21 protein-coding genes are annotated in these 24,284 nt (G+C 55.8%); 5 read left to right on the forward strand and 16 right to left on the reverse strand.

Annotated features, from left to right (window positions below; genetic code table 11):
* Nucleotides 1–173 precede the first annotated feature (173 nt).
* The 5 genes from DFP90_RS19510 to ftsE form a co-directional block, all read right to left on the reverse strand.
* Nucleotides 174–2,480 carry an adenosylcobalamin-dependent ribonucleoside-diphosphate reductase gene (locus DFP90_RS19510; RefSeq protein ID WP_115938571.1) on the reverse strand — a complete coding sequence of 769 codons (2,307 nt, stop codon included), beginning with the start codon at nt 2,478–2,480 and terminating at the stop codon, nt 174–176.
* Nucleotides 2,481–2,754: 274 nt separating this feature from the next.
* Nucleotides 2,755–3,522 (reverse strand): lysophospholipid acyltransferase family protein, encoded by a 768-nt coding sequence (locus tag DFP90_RS19515; RefSeq protein ID WP_115938573.1) that lies wholly within the window; start codon nt 3,520–3,522, stop codon nt 2,755–2,757.
* A 104-nt stretch (nt 3,523–3,626) separates the two neighbouring features.
* Nucleotides 3,627–4,235, reverse strand: coding sequence for a YdcF family protein (locus DFP90_RS19520; RefSeq protein ID WP_115938575.1), 609 nt, complete (start codon nt 4,233–4,235; stop codon nt 3,627–3,629).
* Nucleotides 4,236–4,239: 4 nt separating this feature from the next.
* Nucleotides 4,240–5,130 (reverse strand): cell division protein FtsX, encoded by an 891-nt coding sequence (locus DFP90_RS19525; protein ID WP_115938577.1) that lies wholly within the window; start codon nt 5,128–5,130, stop codon nt 4,240–4,242.
* Complete coding sequence (ftsE, locus tag DFP90_RS19530; RefSeq protein WP_115938579.1) at nt 5,127–5,861, reverse strand: cell division ATP-binding protein FtsE; 735 nt, start codon at nt 5,859–5,861, stop codon at nt 5,127–5,129. The genes DFP90_RS19525 and ftsE overlap by 4 nt, the downstream gene beginning before the upstream one ends.
* Nucleotides 5,862–6,140: 279 nt before the next feature.
* On the opposite strand from ftsE, the gene DFP90_RS19535 reads away from it, so the two are divergent.
* Nucleotides 6,141–7,109, forward strand: coding sequence for an MJ0042-type zinc finger domain-containing protein (locus DFP90_RS19535; protein ID WP_181905466.1), 969 nt, complete (start codon nt 6,141–6,143; stop codon nt 7,107–7,109).
* 62 nt (nt 7,110–7,171) lie between these two features.
* Here DFP90_RS19535 and DFP90_RS19540 read toward each other — a convergent pair whose 3' ends face one another.
* From DFP90_RS19540 to argH, 4 genes are read right to left on the reverse strand one after another with little or no spacing between them, the layout of a single operon-like run.
* Nucleotides 7,172–9,664: a TIGR02302 family protein gene (locus DFP90_RS19540; RefSeq protein ID WP_115938583.1), complete on the reverse strand. Its 2,493-nt coding sequence runs from the start codon at nt 9,662–9,664 to the stop codon at nt 7,172–7,174.
* A gap of 48 nt (nt 9,665–9,712) precedes the next feature.
* On the reverse strand, nt 9,713–10,987 hold the full coding sequence (gene lysA, locus DFP90_RS19545; protein ID WP_115938585.1) for a diaminopimelate decarboxylase: 1,275 nt from the start codon (nt 10,985–10,987) through the stop codon (nt 9,713–9,715).
* 39 nt (nt 10,988–11,026) lie between these two features.
* The gene (locus DFP90_RS23365; protein WP_281269706.1) at nt 11,027–11,158 is read right to left on the reverse strand and encodes a hypothetical protein; all 132 of its coding nucleotides are present in this window, start codon (nt 11,156–11,158) and stop codon (nt 11,027–11,029) included.
* Nucleotides 11,155–12,537, reverse strand: a complete 1,383-nt coding sequence (gene argH, locus DFP90_RS19550; RefSeq protein ID WP_115938587.1) for an argininosuccinate lyase — start codon at nt 12,535–12,537, stop codon at nt 11,155–11,157. Before argH ends, DFP90_RS23365 begins: the two co-directional genes overlap by 4 nt.
* Before the next feature lie 20 nt (nt 12,538–12,557).
* Between argH and DFP90_RS19555 the strand changes: the two genes are divergently transcribed.
* The 3 genes from DFP90_RS19555 to DFP90_RS19565 all read left to right on the forward strand — a co-directional run bounded on the left by DFP90_RS19555 (nt 12,558) and on the right by DFP90_RS19565 (nt 16,273).
* Complete coding sequence (locus tag DFP90_RS19555) at nt 12,558–13,145, forward strand: TlpA family protein disulfide reductase (RefSeq protein ID WP_115938589.1); 588 nt, start codon at nt 12,558–12,560, stop codon at nt 13,143–13,145.
* Between the two features lie 105 nt (nt 13,146–13,250).
* Nucleotides 13,251–14,312 carry an amino acid ABC transporter substrate-binding protein gene (locus DFP90_RS19560; RefSeq protein ID WP_115938591.1) on the forward strand — a complete coding sequence of 354 codons (1,062 nt, stop codon included), beginning with the start codon at nt 13,251–13,253 and terminating at the stop codon, nt 14,310–14,312.
* Nucleotides 14,313–14,329: 17 nt separating this feature from the next.
* Nucleotides 14,330–16,273, forward strand: a complete 1,944-nt coding sequence (locus DFP90_RS19565; protein WP_115938593.1) for an ATP-binding protein — start codon at nt 14,330–14,332, stop codon at nt 16,271–16,273.
* A 22-nt stretch (nt 16,274–16,295) separates the two neighbouring features.
* On the opposite strand, the gene DFP90_RS19570 is transcribed toward DFP90_RS19565, so the two are convergent.
* Together DFP90_RS19570 and DFP90_RS19575 are read right to left on the reverse strand one after the other, a co-directional pair.
* A complete protein-coding gene (locus tag DFP90_RS19570; protein WP_115938595.1) occupies nt 16,296–17,171 on the reverse strand; it encodes a 3-hydroxybutyryl-CoA dehydrogenase in 876 nt (291 codons plus the stop codon).
* A 150-nt stretch (nt 17,172–17,321) separates the two neighbouring features.
* A complete protein-coding gene (locus DFP90_RS19575; RefSeq protein WP_115938597.1) occupies nt 17,322–17,633 on the reverse strand; it encodes a chorismate mutase in 312 nt (103 codons plus the stop codon).
* A gap of 132 nt (nt 17,634–17,765) precedes the next feature.
* Between DFP90_RS19575 and DFP90_RS19580 the strand changes: the two genes are divergently transcribed.
* Nucleotides 17,766–18,452 (forward strand): class I SAM-dependent methyltransferase, encoded by a 687-nt coding sequence (locus DFP90_RS19580; protein WP_115938599.1) that lies wholly within the window; start codon nt 17,766–17,768, stop codon nt 18,450–18,452.
* On the opposite strand, the gene DFP90_RS19585 is transcribed toward DFP90_RS19580, so the two are convergent.
* The 5 genes from DFP90_RS19585 to DFP90_RS19605 all read right to left on the reverse strand — a co-directional run bounded on the left by DFP90_RS19585 (nt 18,449) and on the right by DFP90_RS19605 (nt 24,260).
* Entirely contained in the window at nt 18,449–19,165 is a 717-nt protein-coding gene (locus tag DFP90_RS19585; protein ID WP_218044751.1) for a substrate-binding periplasmic protein, read from the reverse strand. The two genes, DFP90_RS19580 and DFP90_RS19585, sit on opposite strands and share 4 nt — an antisense overlap.
* A 109-nt stretch (nt 19,166–19,274) precedes the next feature.
* On the reverse strand, nt 19,275–21,251 hold the full coding sequence (locus DFP90_RS19590) for an ATP-binding protein (protein WP_115938603.1): 1,977 nt from the start codon (nt 21,249–21,251) through the stop codon (nt 19,275–19,277).
* Between the two features lie 26 nt (nt 21,252–21,277).
* The gene (locus DFP90_RS19595) at nt 21,278–22,360 is read right to left on the reverse strand and encodes an HD domain-containing phosphohydrolase (protein WP_115938605.1); all 1,083 of its coding nucleotides are present in this window, start codon (nt 22,358–22,360) and stop codon (nt 21,278–21,280) included.
* 203 nt (nt 22,361–22,563) lie between these two features.
* The gene (locus DFP90_RS19600) at nt 22,564–23,496 is read right to left on the reverse strand and encodes an electron transfer flavoprotein subunit alpha/FixB family protein (RefSeq protein WP_115938607.1); all 933 of its coding nucleotides are present in this window, start codon (nt 23,494–23,496) and stop codon (nt 22,564–22,566) included.
* Nucleotides 23,497–23,510: 14 nt separating this feature from the next.
* A complete protein-coding gene (locus tag DFP90_RS19605; protein ID WP_115938609.1) occupies nt 23,511–24,260 on the reverse strand; it encodes an electron transfer flavoprotein subunit beta/FixA family protein in 750 nt (249 codons plus the stop codon).
* Between the last annotated feature and the right edge of the window lie 24 nt (nt 24,261–24,284).

The following is a 24,284-nucleotide window of genomic DNA, read 5'->3' on the forward strand; positions in this document are numbered from 1 at the left end:
GTCTGGCCGGACGGGAGACAGAGCCGCCCGGCATTGTCATCCGGGCGTACAGGACGTGATCATCATGTGATGAAAGGGTGCTTTTGGAGCGACGCCATCGCCCCGGCACGGACCAGACTGTAAGGCCGAAGTGAATTTTCTGTCAATAAAAACCGGTCAGCTGGAAAAACCGATCAGCTGCATTTCGACCAGCCGCAGCTGGGGCAGGTGTCGCAGCCTTCCTGATGGATCAATCCCGGTGACAGGCATCTCGGACATTGCCGTCCGGGTGGCCGATCACCGATCTCGCCCCGCTCCAGGGCAATGCGCTTTTCCGCCTGCTCGGTCAGCATGCTGCCGCCTTCCGCGGTCAGAAAACCAATCTCGATCATATGTTGTTCAATCACCCCGCCGATCGCCGCCAGCAGGCTTGGCACATATTTACCCCCCAGCCAATAGCCGCCGCGAGGATCAAACACCGCCTTCAATTCCTCCACCACGAAGGCCACATCGCCGCCGCGCCGGAACACCGCCGAAATCATCCGGGTCAGCGCCACGGTCCAGGCATAATGTTCCATATTCTTGGAATTGATGAAGACCTCGAACGGTCGCCGCCGCCCGCCCTCGATCAGGTCATTGAGCGTGATATAGATTGCATGGTCGCTCTCCGGCCATTTTAGTTTATAGGTGCGGCCTTCAAGGGCTTCCGGCCGGTCCAGCGGCTGGGTCAGATGCACAATATCGCCACGTTCCTGTTGGGTGATCACCGGCAACAAGCCCGCCTGTTTGACAGGTTCCGGCTTGGTGGACAGCACCGCCCCGGTAACAGGGTTGGGTCGATAGGTGGTACAGCCCTTGCAACCCAACCGATAGGCTTCGCTATAGATATCCTTGAAAGCCGTGAAAGAGGTTTCCTCCGGCAGGTTGATCGTTTTTGAAATCGAGCTGTCGATATAATCCTGGGCCACTGCCTGTATTTTGAGATGATCCTCCGGCGCCAGCGACTGGGCATCGACAAAATAGTCCGGCAGAGCCGTTTCTTCGCCAAATTTTTCCCGGAACAACGCGTAGGCATGGTTTACCACTTCATGTTCTTCCGCCTCGCCGTTCGGCAAAAGGACCCGTCGGTGGTGGCAAAAGGCAAAAACCGGCTCAATGCCGGAAGAGACATTGCCCGCCACAAGCGAAATGGTGCCAGTGGGCGCGATCGAAGTCACCAGAGCATTCCGTATCCCCTTCTTGGCGATCACCTTGCGGACCTTATCCGGCAGGTTTCGAATATTTTCCCCCGCCAAAAATGCCTCTTGGTCAAACAGGGGGAAGGAACCTTTTTCCGCCGCGATATCCGCGGATGCCAGATAGGCCTGATCCCGGATCCGGGTAAACCAGCGTTTCATCAGATCTATCGATTCCGGCGAGCCATACCGCGCACGGCATTGGATGAAGGCATCGGCCAAACCCGTGACCCCCAAACCGATGCGCCGCTTGGCCTTCGCCTCCCTCTCCTGCTCCCGCAGGGGAAAACGGGAGACGTCAATCACATTATCCAGCATGCGCACCACTATCGGCACCAGTTTTTCCAGGGCCGCTTCATCCAACCGGGCTTTGGCCGTAAACGGATCGCGCACCAGGGCAGCCAAGTTGATCGACCCCAAGAGGCAAGCCCCATAGGGCGGCAGGGGCTGTTCGCCGCAGGGGTTGGTTGCCGCGATGGTCTCGCAATAGCTCAGATTGTTGCGCGCATTGATCCGGTCGATGAAGATCACGCCCGGTTCCGCATAATCATAGGTTGCCCGCATGATCTGATCCCAAAGATCCCGCGCGCGCAGGCTCCGATAACTATGCCCCTCAAAAACCAGATCCCAGGGCCGGTCTTCCTCCACCGCCGCCATGAAGGCATCCGTCACTGTGACAGACATATTGAAATTGGTCAGCCGCCCCTTTTGTTGCTTGGCATGAATGAATTCTTCAATATCGGGATGATCACAGCGCAGTGTCGCCATCATCGCCCCGCGTCTTGTACCGGCACTCATGATGGTGGCACACATGGAATCCCAGACATCCATGAAGGAGACCGGACCGCTGGCATCGGCACCAACGCCGCTGACCGGTGCGCCACGCGGACGGATGGTGGAAAAATCATAGCCGATCCCGCCGCCCTGCTGCATGGTGAGCGCCGCTTCGCGCAGATGCTCGAACAATCCGTTGAGATCATCCGGCAGTTGCCCCATGACAAAGCAATTGAACAGAGTCACTGATCGCTGTGTGCCGGCCCCCGCCCAGATCCGGCCGGCTGGCAGAAACCGATAGTCGGCCAGGGCGGCGGCAAATTTCCGGCTCCAGGTCTGACGCACACGTTTGCCGCCCACTTCAACCGCGGACAACGCTTCCGCGATCCGGAACCAGCTGTCTTCAACCGAATTGTCCACAGGCGTGCCGTCGGGCCGCTTCAAGCGGTATTTCATATCCCAGATCAAACGCGCAAAAGCGGTTTCATCCATGCCCGTGCCTCCTCGACATGCACCCACCAGACCTGGAAACCAGGGGCGAGCGGTCAAAACACCAGAAAATCTAGGACTTACAGCCCTATCATGTTAGAGGTGCGCAGTGTGCCAAGTCAACGTATCAGAGGGAATACGGTCTTCACCAAATTGATGAAAGAAATGTTACAAGTTGTTGGAATCCGGAAAAATGTCTGTTTGGATCACGAAAGTGGCTGTAAAACCCACAGAGTTATCCACAAACCGCACCGACCATAACTAGATACCATATAGATCAGGTTTCCGGCCCGTCTTCTGTTACCGGCACATAAGGAATGCGGTATTTCTCAGCCGCCTCGATTTCCAGCGCTTCGGTCGCCGGTTCAATGCTGTCCGCCAGCTGTTTCATGAATTCACGACGGTTCAAACCGGGCTGGATGGCGGGCAGGAATTCGACCGTGATGACACCCTGGTTTTTCATAAAACCATGCCGCCGCCAGAACATGCCGGAATTCAACGCAACCGGCACAACCGGAACCTCAAGGTTGGTGTAGGCCGCCGCAATGCCCGGCAGATAGGGACTGGTCTTATCCCCTGGGGCCATGCGGGTCCCCTGCGGGAAAATCAACACCGACCGATTGTCAGCGATCAGTTTTTTCGCCTGGGCCACCAGATCCTTCAGGGCGGAAGCCCCCGCCGACCGGTCAACCGCGATATTCTGCATCTTGCCCAGATACCAGCCAAATAACGGAATGCGCAGCAATTCCTTTTTCAGCACGAAAGCAACATCCGGCAGGATCACGCCCAGTGAAATGGTTTCCCAGGCGGATTGATGCTTGGCGGCAAAAATCACCGGTCCTGACGGGATATTTTCACGCCCAATCACCCGGTACCGCATCCCGCCAAACAGGGAGGCGATCCCCGTGATGCACCAGCACCAAAAAACAACCATCCTGGCAAAAACAGGACGCGGCAACAGGATGGCTGGAATATAGAGTATGCACAGCGTACTTGTCGTCAGATAGAAAAAGACGGCAAACAGGATCGATCTTATAAGCTTCATTCCACCCATACATCCCGAATCAATCGATATTGCCGGTTTATCAGGCCGCAGCCTAAAAACCAAGAGACCGCGGACATCATGAAAATCGGAATATCACGATGCGTTTAACCGACAAGGTCGATCCAGAGCCAACGCATTGGCATCAAAAGCAGTTTCAGATATTCCCCGACCAGCAACGCAGCCGTGCCCGGCCAGCGGTACCAGCTGTCGGTTTTTACATGATCCGGAAACACCGGATGCGGCTGCACCTCCAGTTCCGGCATGACATGCCTGAGTTCAAGAAGACTGCGCGGCATGTGATAACTGGCTGTCACCAGACGCACCTTCTTAAAACCGTTTTCCCGAACCCAGTTGGCCGTCTCGACCGCATTTCCATGGGTATCACTCGCTTCATAGCCAAGCGCAATACAACAATCCAATTTGCCTGGACTCTGGCGGGAAACCCTCAGCAGCTCCGCCACATCCACCCCGCGATGGACGCCAGAAACGAATAATTTGTCCGCTGCCCCCTTTGATAGAAGATCCAGACCCGTTTCCAACCTCATGGAACCGCCGGTCAAGACCACGATCGCCTCGGACTTGCTGCCGTCATCCGTGACCTTGTCCGGAATGGCCGCCACAAAAAACAGTAATCCGACAATCCAGGATATGGCCGCAAAGATGATCAGGCTGCCGGCGATACTGGTCTTTCTGGGACGTCGTTTGCCAAACATGGATTCAAACCAGCCTACTCAGGGCCTGCATCACCGTAACACGGGCGGTCAGCGCGGTAATCGTGATCCCGAGGATCGGCACCAGGGTCAGGATCAGCCATTGTTGCCAGCCGAAAACAGCCAGGCTGGATGCTGTGTTACCCATGGCATGGGCCATCTGCAAGAGCCCGAAAATGATGCCCGTGCCAAAAAGCGCCCCAACCAAACTCCCCTTAAAGGCAGAGCGGGTTGCATGCAGTTGAAACTGCCGTGCGATATAGCCGTCACGCGCACCGATCAAATGCAGAGTCTCGATCACACGCCGATGGGCGGCGAGGCCACTTCTTGTGGCAAAAACAACCATCACGATCGCGCAGGCCGCCACGACCGCAACCACACTCCAGGCCACAAGCTGGAGCAGTTCAAGGAATCCGACCATGCGTTCACGCCACAATTGATGATCATCCAGGGCGGCCCCCGGAACCGCTGCCGCCAAACGTCGGCGCACATCATCCATGTCCAGATCATCGGCATCATCAATCACCACATCAATCAACCGGGGCAAGGGTAGTGAATCCGGATCCACGCCGCCGCCCAGCCAAGGCTCCAACAGCACCACCATATCCTCTGACGGCAGCAGGTTCACTTCACCCAGACCGCGGGTCCGGCGCAGAACCTCCAGCGCCTGGCGCACCCTCTGCTCAGTTTCCTCATCACTGTCATCAGCAAGCGGCGGCACCTGCACGGTCATGCTGCCCGTGAGGCCTTGCTGCCAGCCTGCTGCCATGCCGGCCAGGGTAACGCCGCCGGCGACCGCCAGGATCGCCAGGAACACCATGAACCCGATGACCCAGGGCACCAGCCGTGTGGAAGGATCCCTTGCCAGGGGGATATCCGTCGCGCGCGCAAAAATCATTGCCCTTCCTCCCGCCCATGCATCATTTCATTGACGAAGAACGGATTTTCTTCCGGTTGCGGCGGCTGGATCGGATCAAGGGCCGTGAGTTCACCATTTTCGAGATGAAAAACCGGATGCTGGAACCGGTCGATCAAACTCTGGTTATGGGTCGCGATCATCACGGTCGTGCCCATCCGGTTCAATTCCTCAAACAAATACAAAAGGCGCACCGCGATTTCATCATCCACATTCCCTGTCGGCTCATCCGCCAGCAGCAGTTTAGGTCGGCTTATAACCGCGCGCGCGATCGAAACCCGCTGCTGCTGGCCACCAGAAAGAGTGGCTGGCTTGGCATTGATCTGATCTTTCAGGCCAACCCAGGCCAACAATTCTGTCACATGTTTTTTCAACCGGTCCTCGGACACCCCTTTGACCCGCAGCGGCAGCGCCACATTGTCAAAGGTGCTCATATGCTCCATCAGGCGGAAATCCTGGAAAACCACGCCGATTTTGCGGCGCAGGGTCGGCAACGCCTTACGATGGATTGTAGAGGTATCCCGATCGAACAGGGTCACCAGACCGCGGCTGGGCCGGTGCGCCAGATACATCAGCTTCAGCAGGGAGGATTTTCCAGCACCACTGGGGCCTGTCAGGAAACTGAAGGAGCCCGGCTCCAGTTGGAAAGTGACGTCACGCAGCACCTCGGGGCCGGCTCCGTAGCGCATTCCAACATTTTCAAATCGAATCATATTCCTGTCCCAAACGGCCCGGTCAGCGGACCTTTACCCTCTGCAATGCCTGCGGTGCTTCCTCTAAATATATGTGTCCGTTGACAAAGAGAACCACAAAATGGCGTAATCACTGTTATGAAAACTAATTGCACGTCATCAGGTGTGCCAATATAAAATATTCATACCCGGTGTCGACCCGGCCCGGCGATGCGACAAGGTGCCATCCGTGACCAGTATGCATACCGAAGCCAAAAGAGAAGACGCAAGCAAAGTGCAAGAACAGGCGTTGAGTGGATCATGATCTTAAGCTGTCCCAACTGCGCGACCAAGTTCAAGGTCAATCCTAATGCCATTCCGCCGGAAGGCCGGTCTGTGAAATGCGCCAAATGCAGCCACAGGTGGCATGCGGATCCCGAGCCGCAAGCAACGGCAGCTCCGGCAGCCGCAGCCCCCCCTGCTGCCCCTGCACCAACGGCCGCAGCCGCACCGCCGCCACCGCCGCCGCCCGTAGCGCCCCCGGAGCCCGAACCGGAACCCGAACCGGCACCGCCGCCACCGCCGCCGCCCGCCGCCGCGCCAGAACCGGAGCCTGAGCCTGAGCCGGAAGCTCCGTCGGCCGAAGATGCGCCTATGGAAGAGGACCTACCACCGCCGCCACCGCCGGAACCGCATCTGGAAATCGGTGATGATCTGCCCCCGATACCACCAGAAGGATTTCAACCGCAAAGGGCTTCGGGAAGGACCGATTCCAAAGGCCCGCTGATTGCCTGGGCCGCCCTTGGTGTGTTTATCGTTGTTTTCGGCATTCTGGGATATTTCCTGCGATTCGGCCTGGTCGAGAGCTATCCGCCCCTGAAAAAGGTCTATACCAGCCTGGGGATCGAGATCTCTATTCTGGGCAATGGCCTGGATCTGCCTCAGCCCACGGTCGACCGGGAAATCACAGGCGAGGAAACAACCTTGGTCATCTCAGGCACGGCCACAAATGTGACGGACGAACCAATCGTCATTCCCAAAATCAAAGGCATCCTGCTGAACACGCAAAATGAAGCCATCCATGTTTGGGTATTCGAGGCGATAAATACCGAGGCACTGCCAGGGGAAAGCGTTGCCTATGAAACCCGAGTGGTGAATCCGCCACGCGGTGCGGTCAATCTCAACGTCACCTTTGTGACGGATGAAGAAGCCCATATGCTGGAAAACGAAAAAATGCCAATGGATGGTGAAGCGTCCATGCCGGAACAGGACGAAAGCAGTTCACAATAAAGCCGACTATTGGCAACAAGCTTCTGCACATTCCTGCTTGACTTCCGGGTCAAGCCAGCCTGTTAAAACGGCTTGAGCAATCGCTCGATATAGTCCAGTTCCACCGGTGGCCTGTCCTGATCACCGGACCGGCGGCGCAATTCGTCCCGGATCTGGCGCGCACGCTCAATATCACCGGCATCCGGGATTTCGGTCTCTCCGGCACCATTGCCCTGATTCCCCGCGTTGGGCACCCGGCCAAACGGGTCACGACCACTGCCTTCGGCTTCCCCCTGCATGACCTGCGGGCTGCTGCCACCATTGCCAAACCGTTCGATAATCGCATCCTGAACCGCCTTTGCGCTTTCCTGCAACTGGTTCAGGGCATTGCCTTGGGATTTTGCAGCCCTGTGGGTGCGCCCCTCGCCCAACGCCTGGGAGGCATCCCCCATGGAATCGCCCGCCTCGCCCATTGAGGGCGGCACATCCCCCAGCATATCCCCGATGCGGTCCCCCAAGGACTGAAGCTGACGGCGTAATTGTTCCTGGCGGGCGGCCTGTTCCTGCGGGCTCATAGAGCCAGGATCGCTTGACCCTTCACCAGGTTGACGCTCGCGCCCCATCGCCTGGTCATGCGTGTCTTCCAGCAGGTTTTGTTGCTGTTCCATAAGGTTATAGAGATCTTTAAGCATGTCCAACGCCTCCTTGCCCTCACCGGAGGCGAAGGGGCTTGGCGCGGCACGCAGATTTTGCATCATTTCCCGCAGTTCCGCGAGCATCTTCTGGGCCTCATCCACCATGCCCATGCGCAAAAGCTCGCGGATCTTATCCATCATTTCCTGGATATTCTGCCCGGTCAGCTGTTGGGCATTGGACACATCGCGGATGCTTTCACCATTTTCTTCCATCTCCTGCTGCATCTGCTGGGCCAGGGCCTCCAGATAGCGCGACATCGCCTGTTCCATCTGGTTCATGAGTTGGTCGATCAGCTCCTGTTCGGCCCCATCCTTCAATGCTTCCAGCAGGGCTTTTTCCGCCGCTTCAAGTTCCTGCGCCGCGAGAGATACCTCACCATCCTCCAAGCGCAGCGCCACCTTCCAGAGTAAAGACAGGACGGATGGGATCTGTGGCTCGACCTTGCGGTGATGCAGCCTGGCCGCCACCACATCCAAGGTTAGAAAAACCGTCATATCGTGATGATAAGCTTCCGCATTCCAGGCAAGGGCATGCAGGTTGCGACCGACGGCAGAAGGCGTTTCCTCACCTGCGGCCAGCAGGCGGCGCTGTTCGATGATCACTCGGGCAACAGGATGGGTGAAGACCCTCTGGGGCAGCAGAATCGCCATAACCGCGCTCTCCCCGGTCTGGCCGCGGTCATCCACCGCCACCAGGGTCGCCAACACCTGAAGCCCGGCCCAAGGATGCGGCGTCAGGTCAAGATAGTGGCTGCTGTCCAGGACAGACCGACTGCCAAAGCCGGCCGGCAGGGGAAATTCTTCAACAGGTCCGTCGGGACGTCCGCTCTGGCGCAGCCTGAGAACCAGATCAGCCACGCCATAATCATCCTGCGCCAGATAAGAAACCAGAATGGAATCCCTCAATGTGATTTGGACTGGTCCCTTGAAGGCCGCGCTTGGCGCCTGATCCGGCAAAACCCGCACGGACCATTGCGCTAGAATGTCGCCATCCACGTCGACCCGATAATCGCCATCCGCATCCAGCGTCGCGCGGAATGCAAACTGCCCCTCTGCCTCTCGGGTGAAGGCCTGCCCAGCATTTTCAGGTGACAGAAAACTCGGCACTTCGCCCGATTGGCTCACCCGGAGAACCATCTCACTGCCCTCCGGCACCACCACCAGATCCGCCTGGCGCTTGGCCAAATCTGATCCGGAACCGGTTTCTTCCTCACCGGCTTGGGCGCGCTTGCGGCCATCGCGGTCCAGCAATATCGGCGGGATACGGGTGTAATCAGGCGGCTCAACCCAAGCGTCCAGAGTGATCATTTCACCGGCCGGCACATTCAGCCCGCCGCCCTTGAATGCCGCACCAAGACGGCTGCCCAATGGCCCTTCGGTCACGGAAAAACCGACAAACAGGATCAACAGCGCAAGAAACCTCAATGCATAGGGATCCCGATTGGACAGCAAAGGGGCTGGAAAATGGAATTCCAGCCGCCCGATGGTGGCCACCAGTTTCTGGATATGGCGATGCCATAAAAGGCGCGAGGTCGGCTCTTCCGTACTAGCGGCATGGTCGGCCAAACCACGCAGAGGCCGATTTGCCAGACCGTTGGTTTCCTCCAAGTGACGCAACACATCTTCACTGCTGGGAGGATGGAACCGCCGCACCCCGAGAACCATGGTCCAAAGGATGGCAGCGGCATTCATCACCAGCCCGATCCAGGCCAGCCAAAAGGCACCGCCCATTTCACCCAGCAGGATCAACCAGCCAGCCAGAAACAACGTTAGGAAAAACGGACGCCATAAAGCCGTGGAGAGGGCCTGGAATAACAAGACAGCCAAGACAAGCAGAAAGCGGTATCGCCCGACCACTGCAATCACTGGCGCATAATCCATGCCTTCTTCTCCATTGCTGCCTTCACAATGGACGATGCGGCAGGAACCTCAGTCGAGCCACTCCGCCATATGGTCCAATGCTAACAGCTCTTCATACGTCTGTCTTGGGCGGATTACAGCAAATTGATCACCCTTGACCAAAACTTCCGGCACCAGAAGCCGGGTATTGTAGGTCGATGCCATCACTGCACCGTAAGCACCCGCCGACCCGAAAGCCACCAGATCACCATGATCGAGCGGCGGGAGCTGACGATTCTTGGCAAAGGTATCCCCGCTTTCACAGACCGGACCGACAACATCGGCAGCCGATTTTTGCGCATTCTCGGCGGGTTCCCGCACCGGCATGATTTCATGATGCCCGTCATATAGCGACGGCCGGATCAAATCGTTCATCGCGGCATCAACGATCACAAAACGCCTGGTTTCACCCACTTTTTCCAGAATAACCTCGGTCACCAGCAGGCCGGAATTCCCAACGATCAGGCGGCCGGGTTCCAACATGATCGGCAGATTAAGATGCCCGACAGACTCGCGGACAACCTTGGCATAGTCGCTGGGCAGGGGCGGCTCGGAATCGCTGGCATCATAGGGAATCCCCAAGCCACCGCCCAGATCCAGCCGCTCAATGCCGATCCCCTGCTTCTGCAGGGTCTCCACAGTTTCCGCCAGTTTGGCGAAGGCCGCCCGATAGGGATCCAAGCTCGTCAGTTGGGACCCGATATGCACGGCGATTGATACCGGCTTGATCCCCGGCAGGTTGGCCGCTCGGGCATAGATTTGCCCGGCATATTCAATGTCGATGCCGAACTTATTTTCTTTTTTGCCGGTGGCGATTTTTTCATGGGTTTTGGCATCCACATCCGGATTGACCCGGATCGCCACATGGGCTTCCCTGCCAAGCCGCTGCGCGGTATCGGACAACATCTCCAATTCCGGCAGGCTTTCCACATTGATCTCAAGGATCCCGGCGTTAAGCGCAAACTCCAGCTCAGAAACGGTTTTGCCGACCCCTGAAAACACAATTTTTTCCGGCGGCACACCGGCCGCCAGGGCCCGTCGCAACTCTCCCTCGGAAACAACATCCGCGCCTGCGCCCAACTGGGCCAGGGTCCGAATCACGGACAGGTTGGAGTTGGCCTTGACCGCATAACAGACCAGGGCATCCAGGCCTTCTTGAGAAAAGGCATCGGCAAAAACCCGGTAATGGCGTTCCAAAGTCGCTGTTGAATAAACATAGAACGGCGTGCCCACCGCCTCGGCAATGGCGGAAATGGCAACATCTTCGGCATGCAGTATGCCGTCGCGATATTCAAAATGGTTCATCGTTCAAACCTTCAAAAACAAAACCCAGTCGGGATCAGATCAACTGGTCGGATAGGTTCTGGGATAATCCGTCTTACCCGACGGCGGCTCCGGCGAGGCCTTCTTCCCACAGGCGCCCAGCGGAACGGCCAGCATTAAGACAGCGATCAGAACCGTCAGCTTTTTGATCATAGGAAACGCTCCCGGGCGGCGCTGGCCGCCGCCTTCACATTGGCCGGTGCCGTGCCACCAAAACTGGTTCGGCTATTGACCGAGGCATCGGCAGAGAGGACGGAAAAAACATCATCGGTGATACGCGGCTCAACCGTCTGCATGTCCGCCAGGCTCAACGCATCCAGGGTCACCCCCTGTTTTTCGGCCAGCGCCACCAGGGATCCGGTCACATGATGTGCATCCCGGAATGGCAGGCCCAAGACACGCACCAGCCAATCGGCAAGATCCGTGGCGGTTGGGAAACCATCCACCAGGGCCGCACGCATGCTTTCCTTGTTCGGCTCCATATCCTCGACCATGCCCGCCATGGCAGCAACCGCCAGGGACAGGTTGTCCGCCGCATCAAAGGTAACCTCTTTGTCTTCCTGCATATCCTTGCCATAGGTCATCGGCAGGCCCTTCATAACGATCAGCAGGGCATTCAGCGATCCGATGATCCGGCCCGGCTTGGCCCGGATCAGTTCGGCCGCATCGGGATTTTTCTTCTGCGGCATGATCGAAGAACCGGTTGTGAAGGCATCGGTCAGATGGACAAAATTAAACTGCTGGGAGGCCCATATCACGATCTCTTCGGCCAGCCGCGAAAGATGCACCGCCGTGATCGAGGCAGCCGCCAGAAACTCCATGGCAAAGTCGCGCGCAGCCACCGAATCCATGGAATTGTGGGTCGGGCCGTCAAAGCCCAGCATCTGTGCGGTTGCGTGCCGGTCGGTCGGAAAGGATGTTCCCGCCAGCGCCGCCGCCCCCAGCGGGCATTCATTCAACCGCTTGCGGCAATCAGCGAGACGCCCCCGGTCCCGGCCGATCATCTCAACATAAGCCAGCAGATGATGGCCAAAGGTCACCGGTTGCGCGCTTTGCAGATGAGTGAAGCCCGGCATGACCACATCGGCATGTTTGTCGGCCTTGTCGATCAGGGCCCTGTGCAGGGTCTTCAACTGCGCTTCCAAACCGTCGATGGCGTCGCGCAGCCAGAGGCGGAAATCCGTTGCCACCTGATCATTGCGGCTCCTGGCGGTATGCAGCCGGCCCGCCGGCTCGCCAATCAGCTCTTTCAGCCTGGCTTCCACATTCATATGGATATCTTCCAACGAGGCTTTAAATTCAAATGCGCCGGCCTCAATCTCTGCCAGAACCTTGTCCAGGCCCTGGGTGATGGCGGTACCATCGGCTTCGCTCAAGATCCCTTGTTTCACCAACATGGCGCAATGAGCCTTGGAACCGGCAATATCCTGCGCATACATTCGCTTGTCGAATCCGATGGAAGCGTTAATCTCTTCCATAATCGCGGCGGGTCCGGCGGCAAAACGGCCACCCCACATTTCGTTTGCAGTCATTGAATAAAACCAGGTAGCTGATGAAACATTGTTATCCAAACCGGCTGAAACTCGCAGGCATCAAGACGGTTCTAGCCCTTTTAGCGATCTTGTCCCTGCTTGGCTACCCTGTGCAGGCGGATAATTACCCGCCAACAGTTGGAAAAATGCGCGGATTTGTGCTCCTGAAGGAACCGGTTGCCGCGCCGGAGACCCCGTTTTTTGATGAATCGGATGCCGTGCGCCATTTCAGCGACTTTGGCGATCAGGTCCTGTTGGTAAATTTTTGGGCCACCTGGTGCGCGCCCTGCGTTAGGGAAATGCCCGATCTGGACCGGCTGCAGGCTGACATGGGCGGTCCCGACTTTCAGGTGATCACCATCAACCAGGACATCAAGGGCGCGGCAATCGCCGGTCCCTTTCTGCGGGATCGTCTCGGCCTTGAAAACTTGACGCTTTTTATCGACAAAAAAATGAAACTGGGCCGCGCCTTCAAGGTTCGCGGCCTGCCAACCACCTTCCTGCTGGACCGGCAGCACCGAGTGATCGGAAGTTATGCAGGTCCTGCGGATTGGGCATCCGAAGATGCTAAAACATTGATCCAACATGTGATCGACAGTTCGCGGTAATATAATCCGATTATTCATAAATCGGGAATTTCTGCCCCTGAACCATTGCAATGGCATGGCAAAAACGGAGATAATGGCCACGAACCGGGAGGGGTTTGGAGCTACATGATCAGTCTTATGCCATTCAGCCACAACGGTGAAAGCAGGCGGTATCGCTTTGCTGCCCTTTCTTTCCTATTCTGTTTCCTGATCCTCACAGGGGCCGCTTCGGCCGGCCCCACTATGGACCGGGTCCGTGATGACGGCGTATTGCGCTGCGGCCTGACCCTTACCGGGAAAGGGCTGACAACCCGTGACGCAACCGGTCAATGGCGCGGGTTTTTCCCGGATTTCTGCCGGGTGGTTGCCGCCGCCGTCATCGGCGATGCCGAAGCCGTGGAATTCTACCAGGTGGATGTGGTCAGCCGGTTCGATGCCTTGAAAAATGGCGATATCGATATCCTGATGGCCAATACAACCTGGACCGCACAGCGTGACGGCGAGCAGGGACTGGCCTTTCCTGCCATTTATTATTACGACGGCACCGGCTTCATGGCACTGCAAAGTGTGGGAGCCGTCCAGATCTCCGATATTGCTAAAGCAACGGTCTGTGTCGGCAAAAACACCACCACGATTGAAAATGTCCAGGAACTGATTAACAACGGCAACAAGGGGCTGACCATTAAGGCCCTCAATTCTCTTGAGACACAACTGGAAGCCTTTTATCTTAAAAAATGCGACCTGATCGCCTATGACAGATTGGGCTTGATCGCCCATCAGGCCCGCTTTGACGGGCCGGGAGATCCACCGATTGTCTTTCCCGACGTAATTTCAAAAGAACCGCTGGCACCTGCTGTCCGGGATAACGACATGGCATGGTTCGATGCAGTGCGCTGGGCGATCCATGCGACCATCATTGCTGAGGAGCTGGCTTTATCGAGCCAGAATATCGAACATAGGCGCGACAGCAAGAGCACGGAAATCCGCCGCTTTATCGGTCAGAAAGATCAGATCGGTCATGGACTGGGCCTACCGGACGACTGGGCCTTCCAGATTGTCCGTCAGGTCGGCAATTATCGGGAGATTTTCGAACGCAATCTCAGCCATACCCTGTCACCAGCCGGTGGTCGGGGACTGAACCGGCTTTGGTCTGAAGGCGGTCTTCTTTTCGCGCCTCCTATCCGATAACACAAGGCGCGGGGCACATGCGTTTTTCAGGCGTTTCTCTTAAGCTCGGTGGCGGCATCAGCATCATTGTCGCGGCAACTATCGCTGCCGGAATAACAACTTTAATCACCCTCAACACCCTGCAAAACGGGTTTGAAGGCATTGCCCGCGATCGTCTGCCGGCCCTGGTGGCAGCGGGCCATCTGTCCGGCAGTGCACAAGCCTTGAAGGGTAAAGGGGTCGAGCTGATCGCAGCACGCACACCAACAGATCGCGAACGGGTTAAAAACAGCATTTCCGATCTCCTCAGGGCGCTCGAGGAAGATATTGCAGAGCTGCATTCCCTGGAACAGCAAGATTTGTTCAACCGCGCCGTTGCCGAAACGTCAGGCTCCGGTGCCTTCACCACCCGGACCATTCAACCGGTTCTTGACAGGCTCAAGGACAATTTCGACCGGCTGAATGAGGCATCTGCAACCATCCATGATGCCAACACCACATTCCAGCATCACAAAACACGCATCAGACAGCTTGCAATGGAATTGCAGGACCTCCGTGCCGCTATCGGAGATTTTGGTGCACCGGCCGGCGGAAATAGTCCTGAATCCAACTGGAGCCATCTGCAGCTTCGGGTGATCAGCATACTGGCCAATCTGGATGACCTGAACAGCCTACCCAGGCTGCGCAGACTATCCACCAACCTGGACCGCCTATCCGAACAGCTGGCTGCGGCTTTTGACCGCTTGGAGCCCCCCCAACAACAGGCACGCCTGCCCGCTCAACAGAAAGTTATTGCGATGATCCAGGCGCAAGACACCCCGCTCAAGGCACTGGAACAGCTGTTATTGCTGCGGAATCAACAGGCGGGGATCCTGGTGGCCAACCGCGAATTGTCCAATCAGCTGGCGTCCTTGGCCTCAGGATTGCTAACCTGGCAGGAAAACGAAATCATCCGCGAAGGCAACTCCTTTGCCGCGCTGATTTCCAGCCGCTCCAATATCGTGCTGATTTCCGCTGCTGCCTCTCTGCTGGTGGCGATGATGATCCTCGCCTATCTGCGCCGTTCCATTCTGCGCCGCCTTTCCTTATTGAAAAAGAGGATGCTCGATTTCATGCAGGCAACCTCGGATTCTCCCGATAAATTGCTGAAAAAGGGGGATGAGATTACAGAAATCGGCCATGTTCTCGATCATTTATATCAGCAGATCCAATTACGAGAGGACAATCTGCGGGCCGCGCGCGACCAGGCGGAAACCATGGCCAAGCGGGCGGACATGGCTAATCTGGCCAAATCTTCTTTCCTGGCCAATATGAGCCACGAACTGCGCACGCCGCTTAATGCAATCATCGGCTTTTCCGAAGTGATCAAATCCGGAATCCGCCCCGGCATGGAACAAGAATATGCAAACGACATTTATCAGTCCGGTTCCCATCTTCTCAGCCTGATCAATGGCATCCTTGAGCTCTCCAAAATCGAGGCCGGCCGACACGAGCTTGTACCGGAACAAATCAACTGCGAAACTCTCGCGATGGAGGTTGAACGCTTTTTCTCGCTGCCGCTGCAAGACAAAAACCTCAAGCTTGTCATCGACTTCGATAACGATCCGGTCATTCTGGCCGATGAGATGGCGGTGAAGCAGATCCTGGCCAACCTGATTTCCAACGCCGTCAAATTTTCCAATTCCGGCTGTGAAATCCGCGTTTCCGGTTCTCGCGATCAAACCGATTATCTGATCAAGGTCCGGGATGAGGGGATTGGCATCGCCGAAGAAGAGTTACTGTCCGTCCTGGAGCCATTCCATCAGGAAGAGCGCGGATATACGCGGGATTCCAGCGGTACAGGCCTGGGTCTATCAATCGTGAAAGGTCTTACCGAACTGCATGGCGGCCAACTGACCTTATCCAGCCAGAAAGGGTCCGGTACAACAGTGACCGTGCGCTTGCCGCTGCGCGACAGTTTCCCCGGCCCCGGCAATGACTAAGCTCTAAGCCTGTGTCGGATCATCAACGGGTTGGCCGCGGTTGATCCCCGGAATAGTCATAAAATCCACGACCGGTTTTCACGCCCAGCCACCCGGCTTCAACATATTTCACCAATAGAGGGCAGGGGCGGTATTTTGCGTCCGCCAAATCCGTATGCAGCACATTCAAGATAGCCAGACAGGTATCCAGCCCGATGAAATCCGCCAGTTCTAGGGGACCAAGCGGATGCTTGGTGCCAAGCTTCATGGCGGTATCGATAGCCGTCACCGTGCCAACCCCTTCATAGAGGGTATAGATGGCTTCATTCACCATCGGCAACAAGATACGGTTTACGATAAAGCCTGGGAAATCCTCGGAAATGGCGACCGTTTTACCCAGCTGTTTTTCGGCAAAATCCCGGCATTTCTCAAAGGTGTCCTCGGATGTCGCCAGGCCTCGGATAATCTCAACCAGCCGCATCGCCGGCACCGGTTTCAGGAAATGCACACCGCAAAACCGGTCCGGCCGGTCCGTATTGGCGGCCAGCCTTGTCACGGAGATAGAAGACGTGTTGGTGGCAATGATCGCGTCATCGCGAAGATGGGGGATGAGGTCGCGAAAAATCTCGCGTTTCAGCTCTTCATTTTCCGTAGCTGATTCGACAACAAGATCACAATCGGAGAACATCGCGTAATCGCTGCCGGTTTCAATCCGGGACAAGGCCGCGTCCTTGTCCTCAGGCGAGATGCTGTCCCGATCGACCTGGCGGTCCAGGTTTTGCGAGATGAGGTTAAGCGCTTCATCCAGCGGGGCTTTGTCCACATCCAGCATTTTTACCACCGCGCCGGATAATGCACAAATATGGGCAATGCCGTTGCCCATCTGACCCGCGCCGATCACCCCAATGGTTTTGAACATGCTTGTCCCCTGAAACCTAACCGTTTTTCAATTCTCTTATGCCCTTTGCCGGGACGGAAAATCTGGCATCCACCGTCCGACGGCCTAGCCTAACGGCTTCACCATGATGCGTCCATGTCCGAATTGCCGCAGGCCAGCCTTTTCACTTGCCTAGGCCCGGCCTCGGGGCGGTGATTTATACTGGCTGATTTCTTGGTGTTCCGCGACCACCTGATCCAGGATCATCTGCATAAAACGATGAGCAAAATCCCGATCCAGACCATATTCCATCGCCAATGCCGTCCGGTTTTCCATGATAGCGGCCTCCCGGGCCTCATCCAGGGCGGGCAGTCCGGTCTTGCGCTTGAATTCACCGATCAATCGGGAGATTTCAAACCGCTCCCCAAGCACTTCTATCAGCTGTTCATCAAGCTGGTTGATCTGGGCGCGCAGGTTTAGCAGTTGATCGGGGGGGGCAGACATGGGCACTCTCAACAAGGAAACGACAACAAAACAGTATTATGCCACTGATATACCAGATTTGTCAGCAATAGGGGTTGGTCGCGACAAGCTCAGCATGTTAGGAGAGAATGATTAAACATACCGGAGTACCCAATGACCATTACCGATGCCCAGATCGAAGCGGGACAGGCTGTCTATTCCAGTCGCACACTCAAAATATACGACATCCTGGTTCTGGGACTTTCAAACCGGTTTATCTGGCAATGCTCCACATCAACCATTCTCGCCTTCTACAACCAATTCTACAGCACCAATCATCTTGATGTCGGCGTAGGAACAGGTTGGTTCCCGGCGCATGCTAAATTGCCAGGCAGCGAACCTGTAGTCACATTGTTGGATCTTAACCAGGGCTGTCTTGATTTTGCCGCACAGCGCATCGCAGAGGCTAACCCGTCAATCAATCTGCAAAAAATCAAGGCGGATGTTTTCAAATCCCTTCCCAATGACGGCCCGTTCCAATCCATCTGCCTGGGCTATCTCCTCCATTGCCTGCCCGGCTCTTTGCCTGACAAGGCGATTGTCCTGGACAACGTGATGTCCCTGCTCGCGGAAGAAGGCACATTGTTCGGAGCAACCATCCTATCCGGCGGGGTGAAGCGCGGCTGGGCGGCCCGCCGCTTGATGGCATTTTACAATTCCAAGGGTATCTTTACCAATGACCGGGACTCACTCAGCGACCTGAAAAAACTGTTAGAAGAGCGATTTTCGCATGTAGACATTCGGATTGAGGGCTGTGTCGCCCTGTTCCAGGCTTCCGGACAACGTCGCGAAACCGCCTAGTCGATTGGACTGACAACGGGTAACTGAAATCGTTTCGCGATGTTTGAATAGGTGCCATTCTCCCGAATTCGCTGAAGACCCATGTTAAACGCCTGGATGATACCGGCTCCTTCCGGATGATCTTTTGCCACGATCAGATGCAAACGGTTTCGGCCCACGGGCGGCTCCAGCACTCTGAAATCTGAGCGCTCCAATCCAATCTCATCAAGCGTGTTGAACATTGGCAGCTCAACGTCATAGATCATATCCACCCGGCCGAAAGCCAGCTTACGCAGGTTTGACACCCGGGTTGGGGCCGAACGGAAGTCCAGATCGGCTTCCAGAAACCCCAGAGGGGCCGCATTATCCTGGATCACGCCAATTGAGAATCCCTTCAATTCATCCCAGTATTCGTATCGAACCAATGGAAACTGTGCCTGGACCAGCAGAACCCCACGAACTTCCCAGAAACTATCCGAATAGAGATAAACCTCTTCTCGTTCCGGGGTCCGGAAGGCAGCCGCCACGCCATCTACCTTGTGCAAACGCGCAGATACCAAAGCCCGGCTCCATGGCAACAAACGGATTTCGGCCTCACGGCCCGACGCCTGAAATGCAGCAATCACCAGCATATTCGCCATGCCCTGACCCGGCTGGTCCGCATGGGAAAAAGGCGGCCATGCGTCATCATTGGCAATGACGATATCCGCTGCCCGGCCCACTGACATCATCATAAGGCCAACCAATACCACAGCGAACAAACGACAATACATAGAACCCCCCCCGTGCCAGATTGGGTAGCGTTGATTCCGTCAACTTTAGCACATGACGGAAAATTCTGCCTCATTGTAGCTCATGCCGAATAAGATCGGTGAGTCTCACTACATCCAGCGGCTTGGTGAGATATGATTTGAACCCGGCATCATGTCCCAGTTGAATATCATCCTCCATGGCAGAAGCGCTGATTGCAACCACCGGGATAGCGCGTGTCTCCTCATCAGCCCATAATCGCGCTTTTGCCAGGAAACCGTTTTCACCGGGAAGGTTGATATCCATCAGGATCAGATCCGGCTTTATACTCTTTGCAAGCTCTATCCCCATCTCCGCATCAGGTGCCGAAACCAGGGCTACATCCGGTATTTCAGCCAGAGCCATCTCAACCAGGGCAATATTCGCAGGATTATCCTCTATATACAGGACCAAGCCACTGTTGGCTTCAATATGATGCTCCTCCTTGAATGAGTGTCCGTTATAGACCGGTTTTCCCAGCTTTGGCAGCAAGTCGTAAACAGGGAAGTCCATCCAAAAAGTCGTACCTTGACCCACCAAACTTTCACAACGGATCTCTCCCCCCATTTCTGTGACAAGCTTACGGACAATGGTCAAACCGATGCCCGTTCCCTCAATCGTTTCCCGATGATTAGGTAATCGGCTGAAAGGCTCGAAGATGGTCTGGATTTCATGCTCTTCAATGCCATACCCGGTATCGGAAACAAAAAGACAGACTGTGCCAGTAGGTTCTTCAAGGCATCCAAACTCCACCCTTCCCCCCTGGCGGTTGTATTTTATGGCATTGCCAATCAGGTTCACCATGACCTGTTTCAGGTGGTCCCGGTCCGCAAGAATCCTCTTGTCCGTGCGTCTTTTCCCCTCAAGGATAATCTCTTTTTCCTGCGCCACACTCCGCATCAGTTCTAGCACTTCCTTAAAAACCTCACTGGGCCAGATTGGTTCCATTTCCAGATCAATCTGACCCGCCTCGATTTTGGAAAGATCCAGCAAACCTGCAATCAACCCAAGAAGATGCTCGCCACCAATTCGGATTTGGCGCACACATTTTTCTTGCCGTTCCGAAAGGGGCTCTTTTCTGCTGTTTTCAAGGATTTGGGCAAAACCGATAATCGCGTTTAACGGCGTGCGCAATTCATGGCTCATCGCCGAGAGGAACTCCGTTTTTGCCTGGCTTGCTTTTTCCGCCCGATCGCGGGCCTTCTTTAAATCACGTTCAACCACATGCCTGCTGGCCAATTCCCTGGTCAGGTCATCATTCAGTTTTTCAAGCCCCTCATTGCGCTTGGCAAGTTCACCGGAAAGCAGCTTGTTCGTTGCCGCAAGATGGCCTTTGGCATCAAAAAGCCGCTTGAGCAAAATACGGCATTGCCGGGAAATGCTGCCTAACTCATCCGGGCGCGACAGCATTTCATTCGAAAAAACAACTTCCTGCATGGCGATACTGTCAAGAAGGCCGGAGCGAAGCTCGGCGAGGGGCAACAGAAACAACCGTTGTGTAATGTGGAGAGAAGCAAAAGTCAGGAAAGCCGCCACAATGACAACCAAAAACAAGACCATCCCAATATAGTCCAGAAGTTGCCCAAAAACGGGGGTGCTATCCAGGCGCACGACTATTTTCATGCCTTCCGGCAACGTTGTTCCGGTGATACCGAATTCAATGAAACCATCTTGATCCAGGATATTCCCGTGATGATCAAACGCCGAAAAATCAAAATCGGATTGAACCCGATCGCCAATGCTGATCACCGGATCATGCTGTGACGGCATGATGGCAAGGCCGACAATGCCATTCAGACCCAAAAGGTCGGAAATCAACCGTTCGATACCGCTTGAGTCCACATTGGAATGATCCACAGCCAACTCGACCAGATGTCCCGCCTCATGGATCAGATCTTCGCGCAATTGTTGGTAACGGAACACCGCGGAGGGAATAAGGATCATCACCTCAATGAAGATCAGGGACGCAAAAATATAGCCAGCATATCGCCAGGCCAGGCCGGAGGTTTTGGAAAACTGAAATGAGGTCATCACGTCGCCATGCGAGCCTGCACCCGTCAATCTGCGTAGTTTTCTTTGATGTTGACCATCTTATGGATCGAATCGCAGAAGATCTTTGCAAGCTTGGGATCAAAATGCCGCCCGGCCTGTTCCCCGATAAAGGCGAGGGTGTCCACAATTGACCAGGGTTCTTTGTAGGGGCGTTTGGAGGTCAAGGCATCAAACACATCACAAATAGCACACACCCGGCCAGCCAGGGGGATGGCATTGCTGGACAACCCATTGGGATACCCGCTGCCGTCCCATTTTTCATGATGGGTCAGCGCAATTTCCGAGGCGGTTTTCAAAAGACTTGAGCTATGCCCCCGCAAGATCTCCGCACCAATTATTGTATGTGTACGCATGATCTTCCATTCTTCATCATCCAATGGTCCAGGCTTCAGCAGGATGCTGTCCGGAATACCGATCTTGCCCACATCATGCATTGGGCTCGCCTGAAGAATAAGCTCGGCAAACTCCTCGCCGAGGTCGGCGTCCAGGGACAGTTGCCTGCACATCTCGCTCATCCGAACCACATGCATGCCTGTTTCACAATCCCGGTATTCCCCGGCGCGACCGAGCCGATTGATCACTTCAAGTTGGGTTTCCCGGATCTCGGTATAGGCTTCCTGAAGCTCTCGGGTCTTTTCATCCACCTGGCTGGCCAGATCATCCGCCTGCCGCTGTTTTCTATTATAGAGCGAACGGACCTCCAGCATATTTTCAATCCGGTTCAGGGCCTCAACCTGGTCAAACGGTTTGGTCAGAAAGTCCTTTGCCCCGCTTCGGAGCGCCTGCAGCTTGGTCTGCGAATCCTGCTGGGCGGTTAACACCAGGATGGGCAGATATTCGTCCACACAGCCATCCGACAGGTTTGACATAACGTCAAAACCGTCCATGCCGGGCATACGAATATCCAGGATCAGCAAGTCAGGTTTAAATTCTTTGTAAATGGCGATCGCTTGGGCCGGATCAGTGGTCGAGATCACATTGAGGTAGCCTTCCTCATTCAGCATCATCTCGATCAGTTCAACATTGGCAGCAACATCATCGAGGACCAGAATCTTCGAGTTTTTGTATTTTGGCTCTTTGCTAGACATGATTTCCTGTCCGCACTCCGCCTGGAATGGAATTACCGTCACGTCGCTCTCCCTTTGTCCCAAGCCAAAAGGAACCGACACTATATATTAGCAAGTCTTTAAAAAATGGTAACTGGGGCATAGCGCATGCCGCACAACGGAAAAGGGCCTCGGATCAAACCGAGGCCCTAAACCAATACAGATAGTCTTTGTCCGCCGAAAGCTTAGTCCAGCTCTGCTTCCAGGGCCGGGACCGCTTCGAACAGGTCCGCCACCAGGCCGTAATCCGCGACCTGGAAGATCGGGGCTTCTTCGTCCTTGTTGATAGCGACGATGACTTTAGAGTCCTTCATACCGGCCAGATGCTGGATCGCGCCGGAAATACCGACAGCGATATAGAGTTCCGGTGCAACCACCTTACCGGTCTGACCGACCTGGTAGTCGTTCGGCACATAACCGGCATCAACGGCCGCGCGGGAGGCACCAACAGCGGCACCCAGCTTGTCAGCCACTTTTTCCAGCATGGCGAAGTTATCGCCGGACTGCATGCCACGGCCACCGGAAACCACCACACGGGCAGAGGTCAGTTCCGGACGCTCAGATTCGGTCACAGCCGCGCTCACGAAAGAGGAGATGCCTGCGTCACCGGTACCGGCAACAGATTCAACAGCCGCGGAACCGCCTTCAGCCGCCGCCGGCTCGAACGAAGTGGTGCGGACGGTGATGATGTTGGTGCTCTCGGCGGATTGAACGGTCGCAATGGCGTTACCGGCATAGATCGGGCGCTCAAAAGTGTCCGCAGAGACAACAGCGGTGATCTCGGAGATCTGCTGCACATCCATCAGGGCCGCAACGCGCGGCATGGTGTTTTTCGCAGCCGTAGTCGCCGGGGCCCAAACATTTTTGTAGCCTTCAGCCAAGGCAACGATGACAGGTGCCACATTCTCCGCCAGCTGGTGGCCGTATTCCGCGCCATCCACGGTGACAACCTTGGAGACACCAGCCACTTTCGCAGCCTGTTCGGCAACAGCGGAAACGCCTTCGCCGATAACGGCGATGGTGATGTCACCACCGGCAGCCTGGGCAGCGGTCACGGTGTGAAGGGTGGCAGCTTTCAGTTCAGAATTATCGTGTTCTGCGATGATCAGGTTGGTCATTCGTCCCGCCTCCCTCAGATAACTTTTGCTTCGTTTTTGAGCTTTTCAACCAGCTCAGAAACGGAACCAACGATGATGCCTGCGGCACGTGCCGGCGGCTCGGAGACCTTCAGGGTCTTCAGACGCGGGGTCACGTCAACGCCGTAATCAGCAGCGGCTTTGGTATCCAGCGGCTTTTTCTTGGCTTTCATGATGTTCGGCAGGGACGCATAGCGCGGCTCGTTCAAACGCAGATCAACGGAAACAACCGCCGGCATGTTCACCTTAATGGTCTCAAGACCGCCATCCACTTCACGGGTGGCTTCCATGGAGCCGTCACCCAGCTCGATCTTAGAAACGAAGGTCGCCTGCGGCCAGCCGGTCAGAGCACCCAGCATCTGGGCGGTCTGATTGCTGTCGTCGTCGATCGCCTGTTTGCCCAGCAATACCAGGCCCGGCTCTTCCTCGGCGATGACGCCTTTCAGGATTTTGGCAACCGCCAGCGGCTCAACTTCGCCGTCAGCTTCAACCAGGATGGCGCGGTCAGCGCCCATGGCCAGTGCGTTGCGCAGAGTGTCCTGGGACTGGGCGGTGCCGATGGAAACAACCACAACTTCGGTCGCCTTGCCGGCCTCTTTCAGTCGGATGGCCTCTTCAACGGAAATCTCGTCGAAGGGGTTCATGGACATTTTCACATTGGCGGTTTCAACGCCACTTTCGTCGGCTTTAACGCGAACTTTGACGTTGTAATCAACAACCCGCTTTACCGGAACGAGAACCTTCATTGGCCAGACCTCATTTCAGCTGGA

The sequence above is a fragment of the Aestuariispira insulae genome (genome assembly GCF_003385955.1).
In the GTDB taxonomy this organism is placed as follows: Bacteria; Pseudomonadota; Alphaproteobacteria; order UBA8366; family Aestuariispiraceae; genus Aestuariispira; species Aestuariispira insulae.

Bases quoted from the DNA above. Each gene is read 5' to 3' on its own strand.
- DFP90_RS19510 (WP_115938571.1), bottom strand. From the start codon at position 2,480: ATGGATGAAACCGCTTTTGCGCGTTTGATCTGGGATATGAAATACCGC.
- DFP90_RS19515 (WP_115938573.1), bottom strand. From the start codon at position 3,522: ATGAAGCTTATAAGATCGATCCTGTTTGCCGTCTTTTTCTATCTGACG.
- DFP90_RS19520 (WP_115938575.1), bottom strand. From the start codon at position 4,235: ATGTTTGGCAAACGACGTCCCAGAAAGACCAGTATCGCCGGCAGCCTG.
- DFP90_RS19525 (WP_115938577.1), bottom strand. From the start codon at position 5,130: ATGATTTTTGCGCGCGCGACGGATATCCCCCTGGCAAGGGATCCTTCC.
- ftsE (WP_115938579.1), bottom strand. From the start codon at position 5,861: ATGATTCGATTTGAAAATGTTGGAATGCGCTACGGAGCCGGCCCCGAG.
- DFP90_RS19535 (WP_181905466.1), top strand. From the start codon at position 6,141: ATGATCTTAAGCTGTCCCAACTGCGCGACCAAGTTCAAGGTCAATCCT.
- DFP90_RS19540 (WP_115938583.1), bottom strand. From the start codon at position 9,664: ATGGATTATGCGCCAGTGATTGCAGTGGTCGGGCGATACCGCTTTCTG.
- lysA (WP_115938585.1), bottom strand. From the start codon at position 10,987: ATGAACCATTTTGAATATCGCGACGGCATACTGCATGCCGAAGATGTT.
- DFP90_RS23365 (WP_281269706.1), bottom strand. From the start codon at position 11,158: ATGATCAAAAAGCTGACGGTTCTGATCGCTGTCTTAATGCTGGCCGTT.
- argH (WP_115938587.1), bottom strand. From the start codon at position 12,537: ATGACTGCAAACGAAATGTGGGGTGGCCGTTTTGCCGCCGGACCCGCC.
- DFP90_RS19555 (WP_115938589.1), top strand. From the start codon at position 12,558: ATGAAACATTGTTATCCAAACCGGCTGAAACTCGCAGGCATCAAGACG.
- DFP90_RS19560 (WP_115938591.1), top strand. From the start codon at position 13,251: ATGATCAGTCTTATGCCATTCAGCCACAACGGTGAAAGCAGGCGGTAT.
- DFP90_RS19565 (WP_115938593.1), top strand. From the start codon at position 14,330: ATGCGTTTTTCAGGCGTTTCTCTTAAGCTCGGTGGCGGCATCAGCATC.
- DFP90_RS19570 (WP_115938595.1), bottom strand. From the start codon at position 17,171: ATGTTCAAAACCATTGGGGTGATCGGCGCGGGTCAGATGGGCAACGGC.
- DFP90_RS19575 (WP_115938597.1), bottom strand. From the start codon at position 17,633: ATGTCTGCCCCCCCCGATCAACTGCTAAACCTGCGCGCCCAGATCAAC.
- DFP90_RS19580 (WP_115938599.1), top strand. From the start codon at position 17,766: ATGACCATTACCGATGCCCAGATCGAAGCGGGACAGGCTGTCTATTCC.
- DFP90_RS19585 (WP_218044751.1), bottom strand. From the start codon at position 19,165: ATGATGATGTCAGTGGGCCGGGCAGCGGATATCGTCATTGCCAATGAT.
- DFP90_RS19590 (WP_115938603.1), bottom strand. From the start codon at position 21,251: ATGACCTCATTTCAGTTTTCCAAAACCTCCGGCCTGGCCTGGCGATAT.
- DFP90_RS19595 (WP_115938605.1), bottom strand. From the start codon at position 22,360: ATGTCTAGCAAAGAGCCAAAATACAAAAACTCGAAGATTCTGGTCCTC.
- DFP90_RS19600 (WP_115938607.1), bottom strand. From the start codon at position 23,496: ATGACCAACCTGATCATCGCAGAACACGATAATTCTGAACTGAAAGCT.
- DFP90_RS19605 (WP_115938609.1), bottom strand. From the start codon at position 24,260: ATGAAGGTTCTCGTTCCGGTAAAGCGGGTTGTTGATTACAACGTCAAA.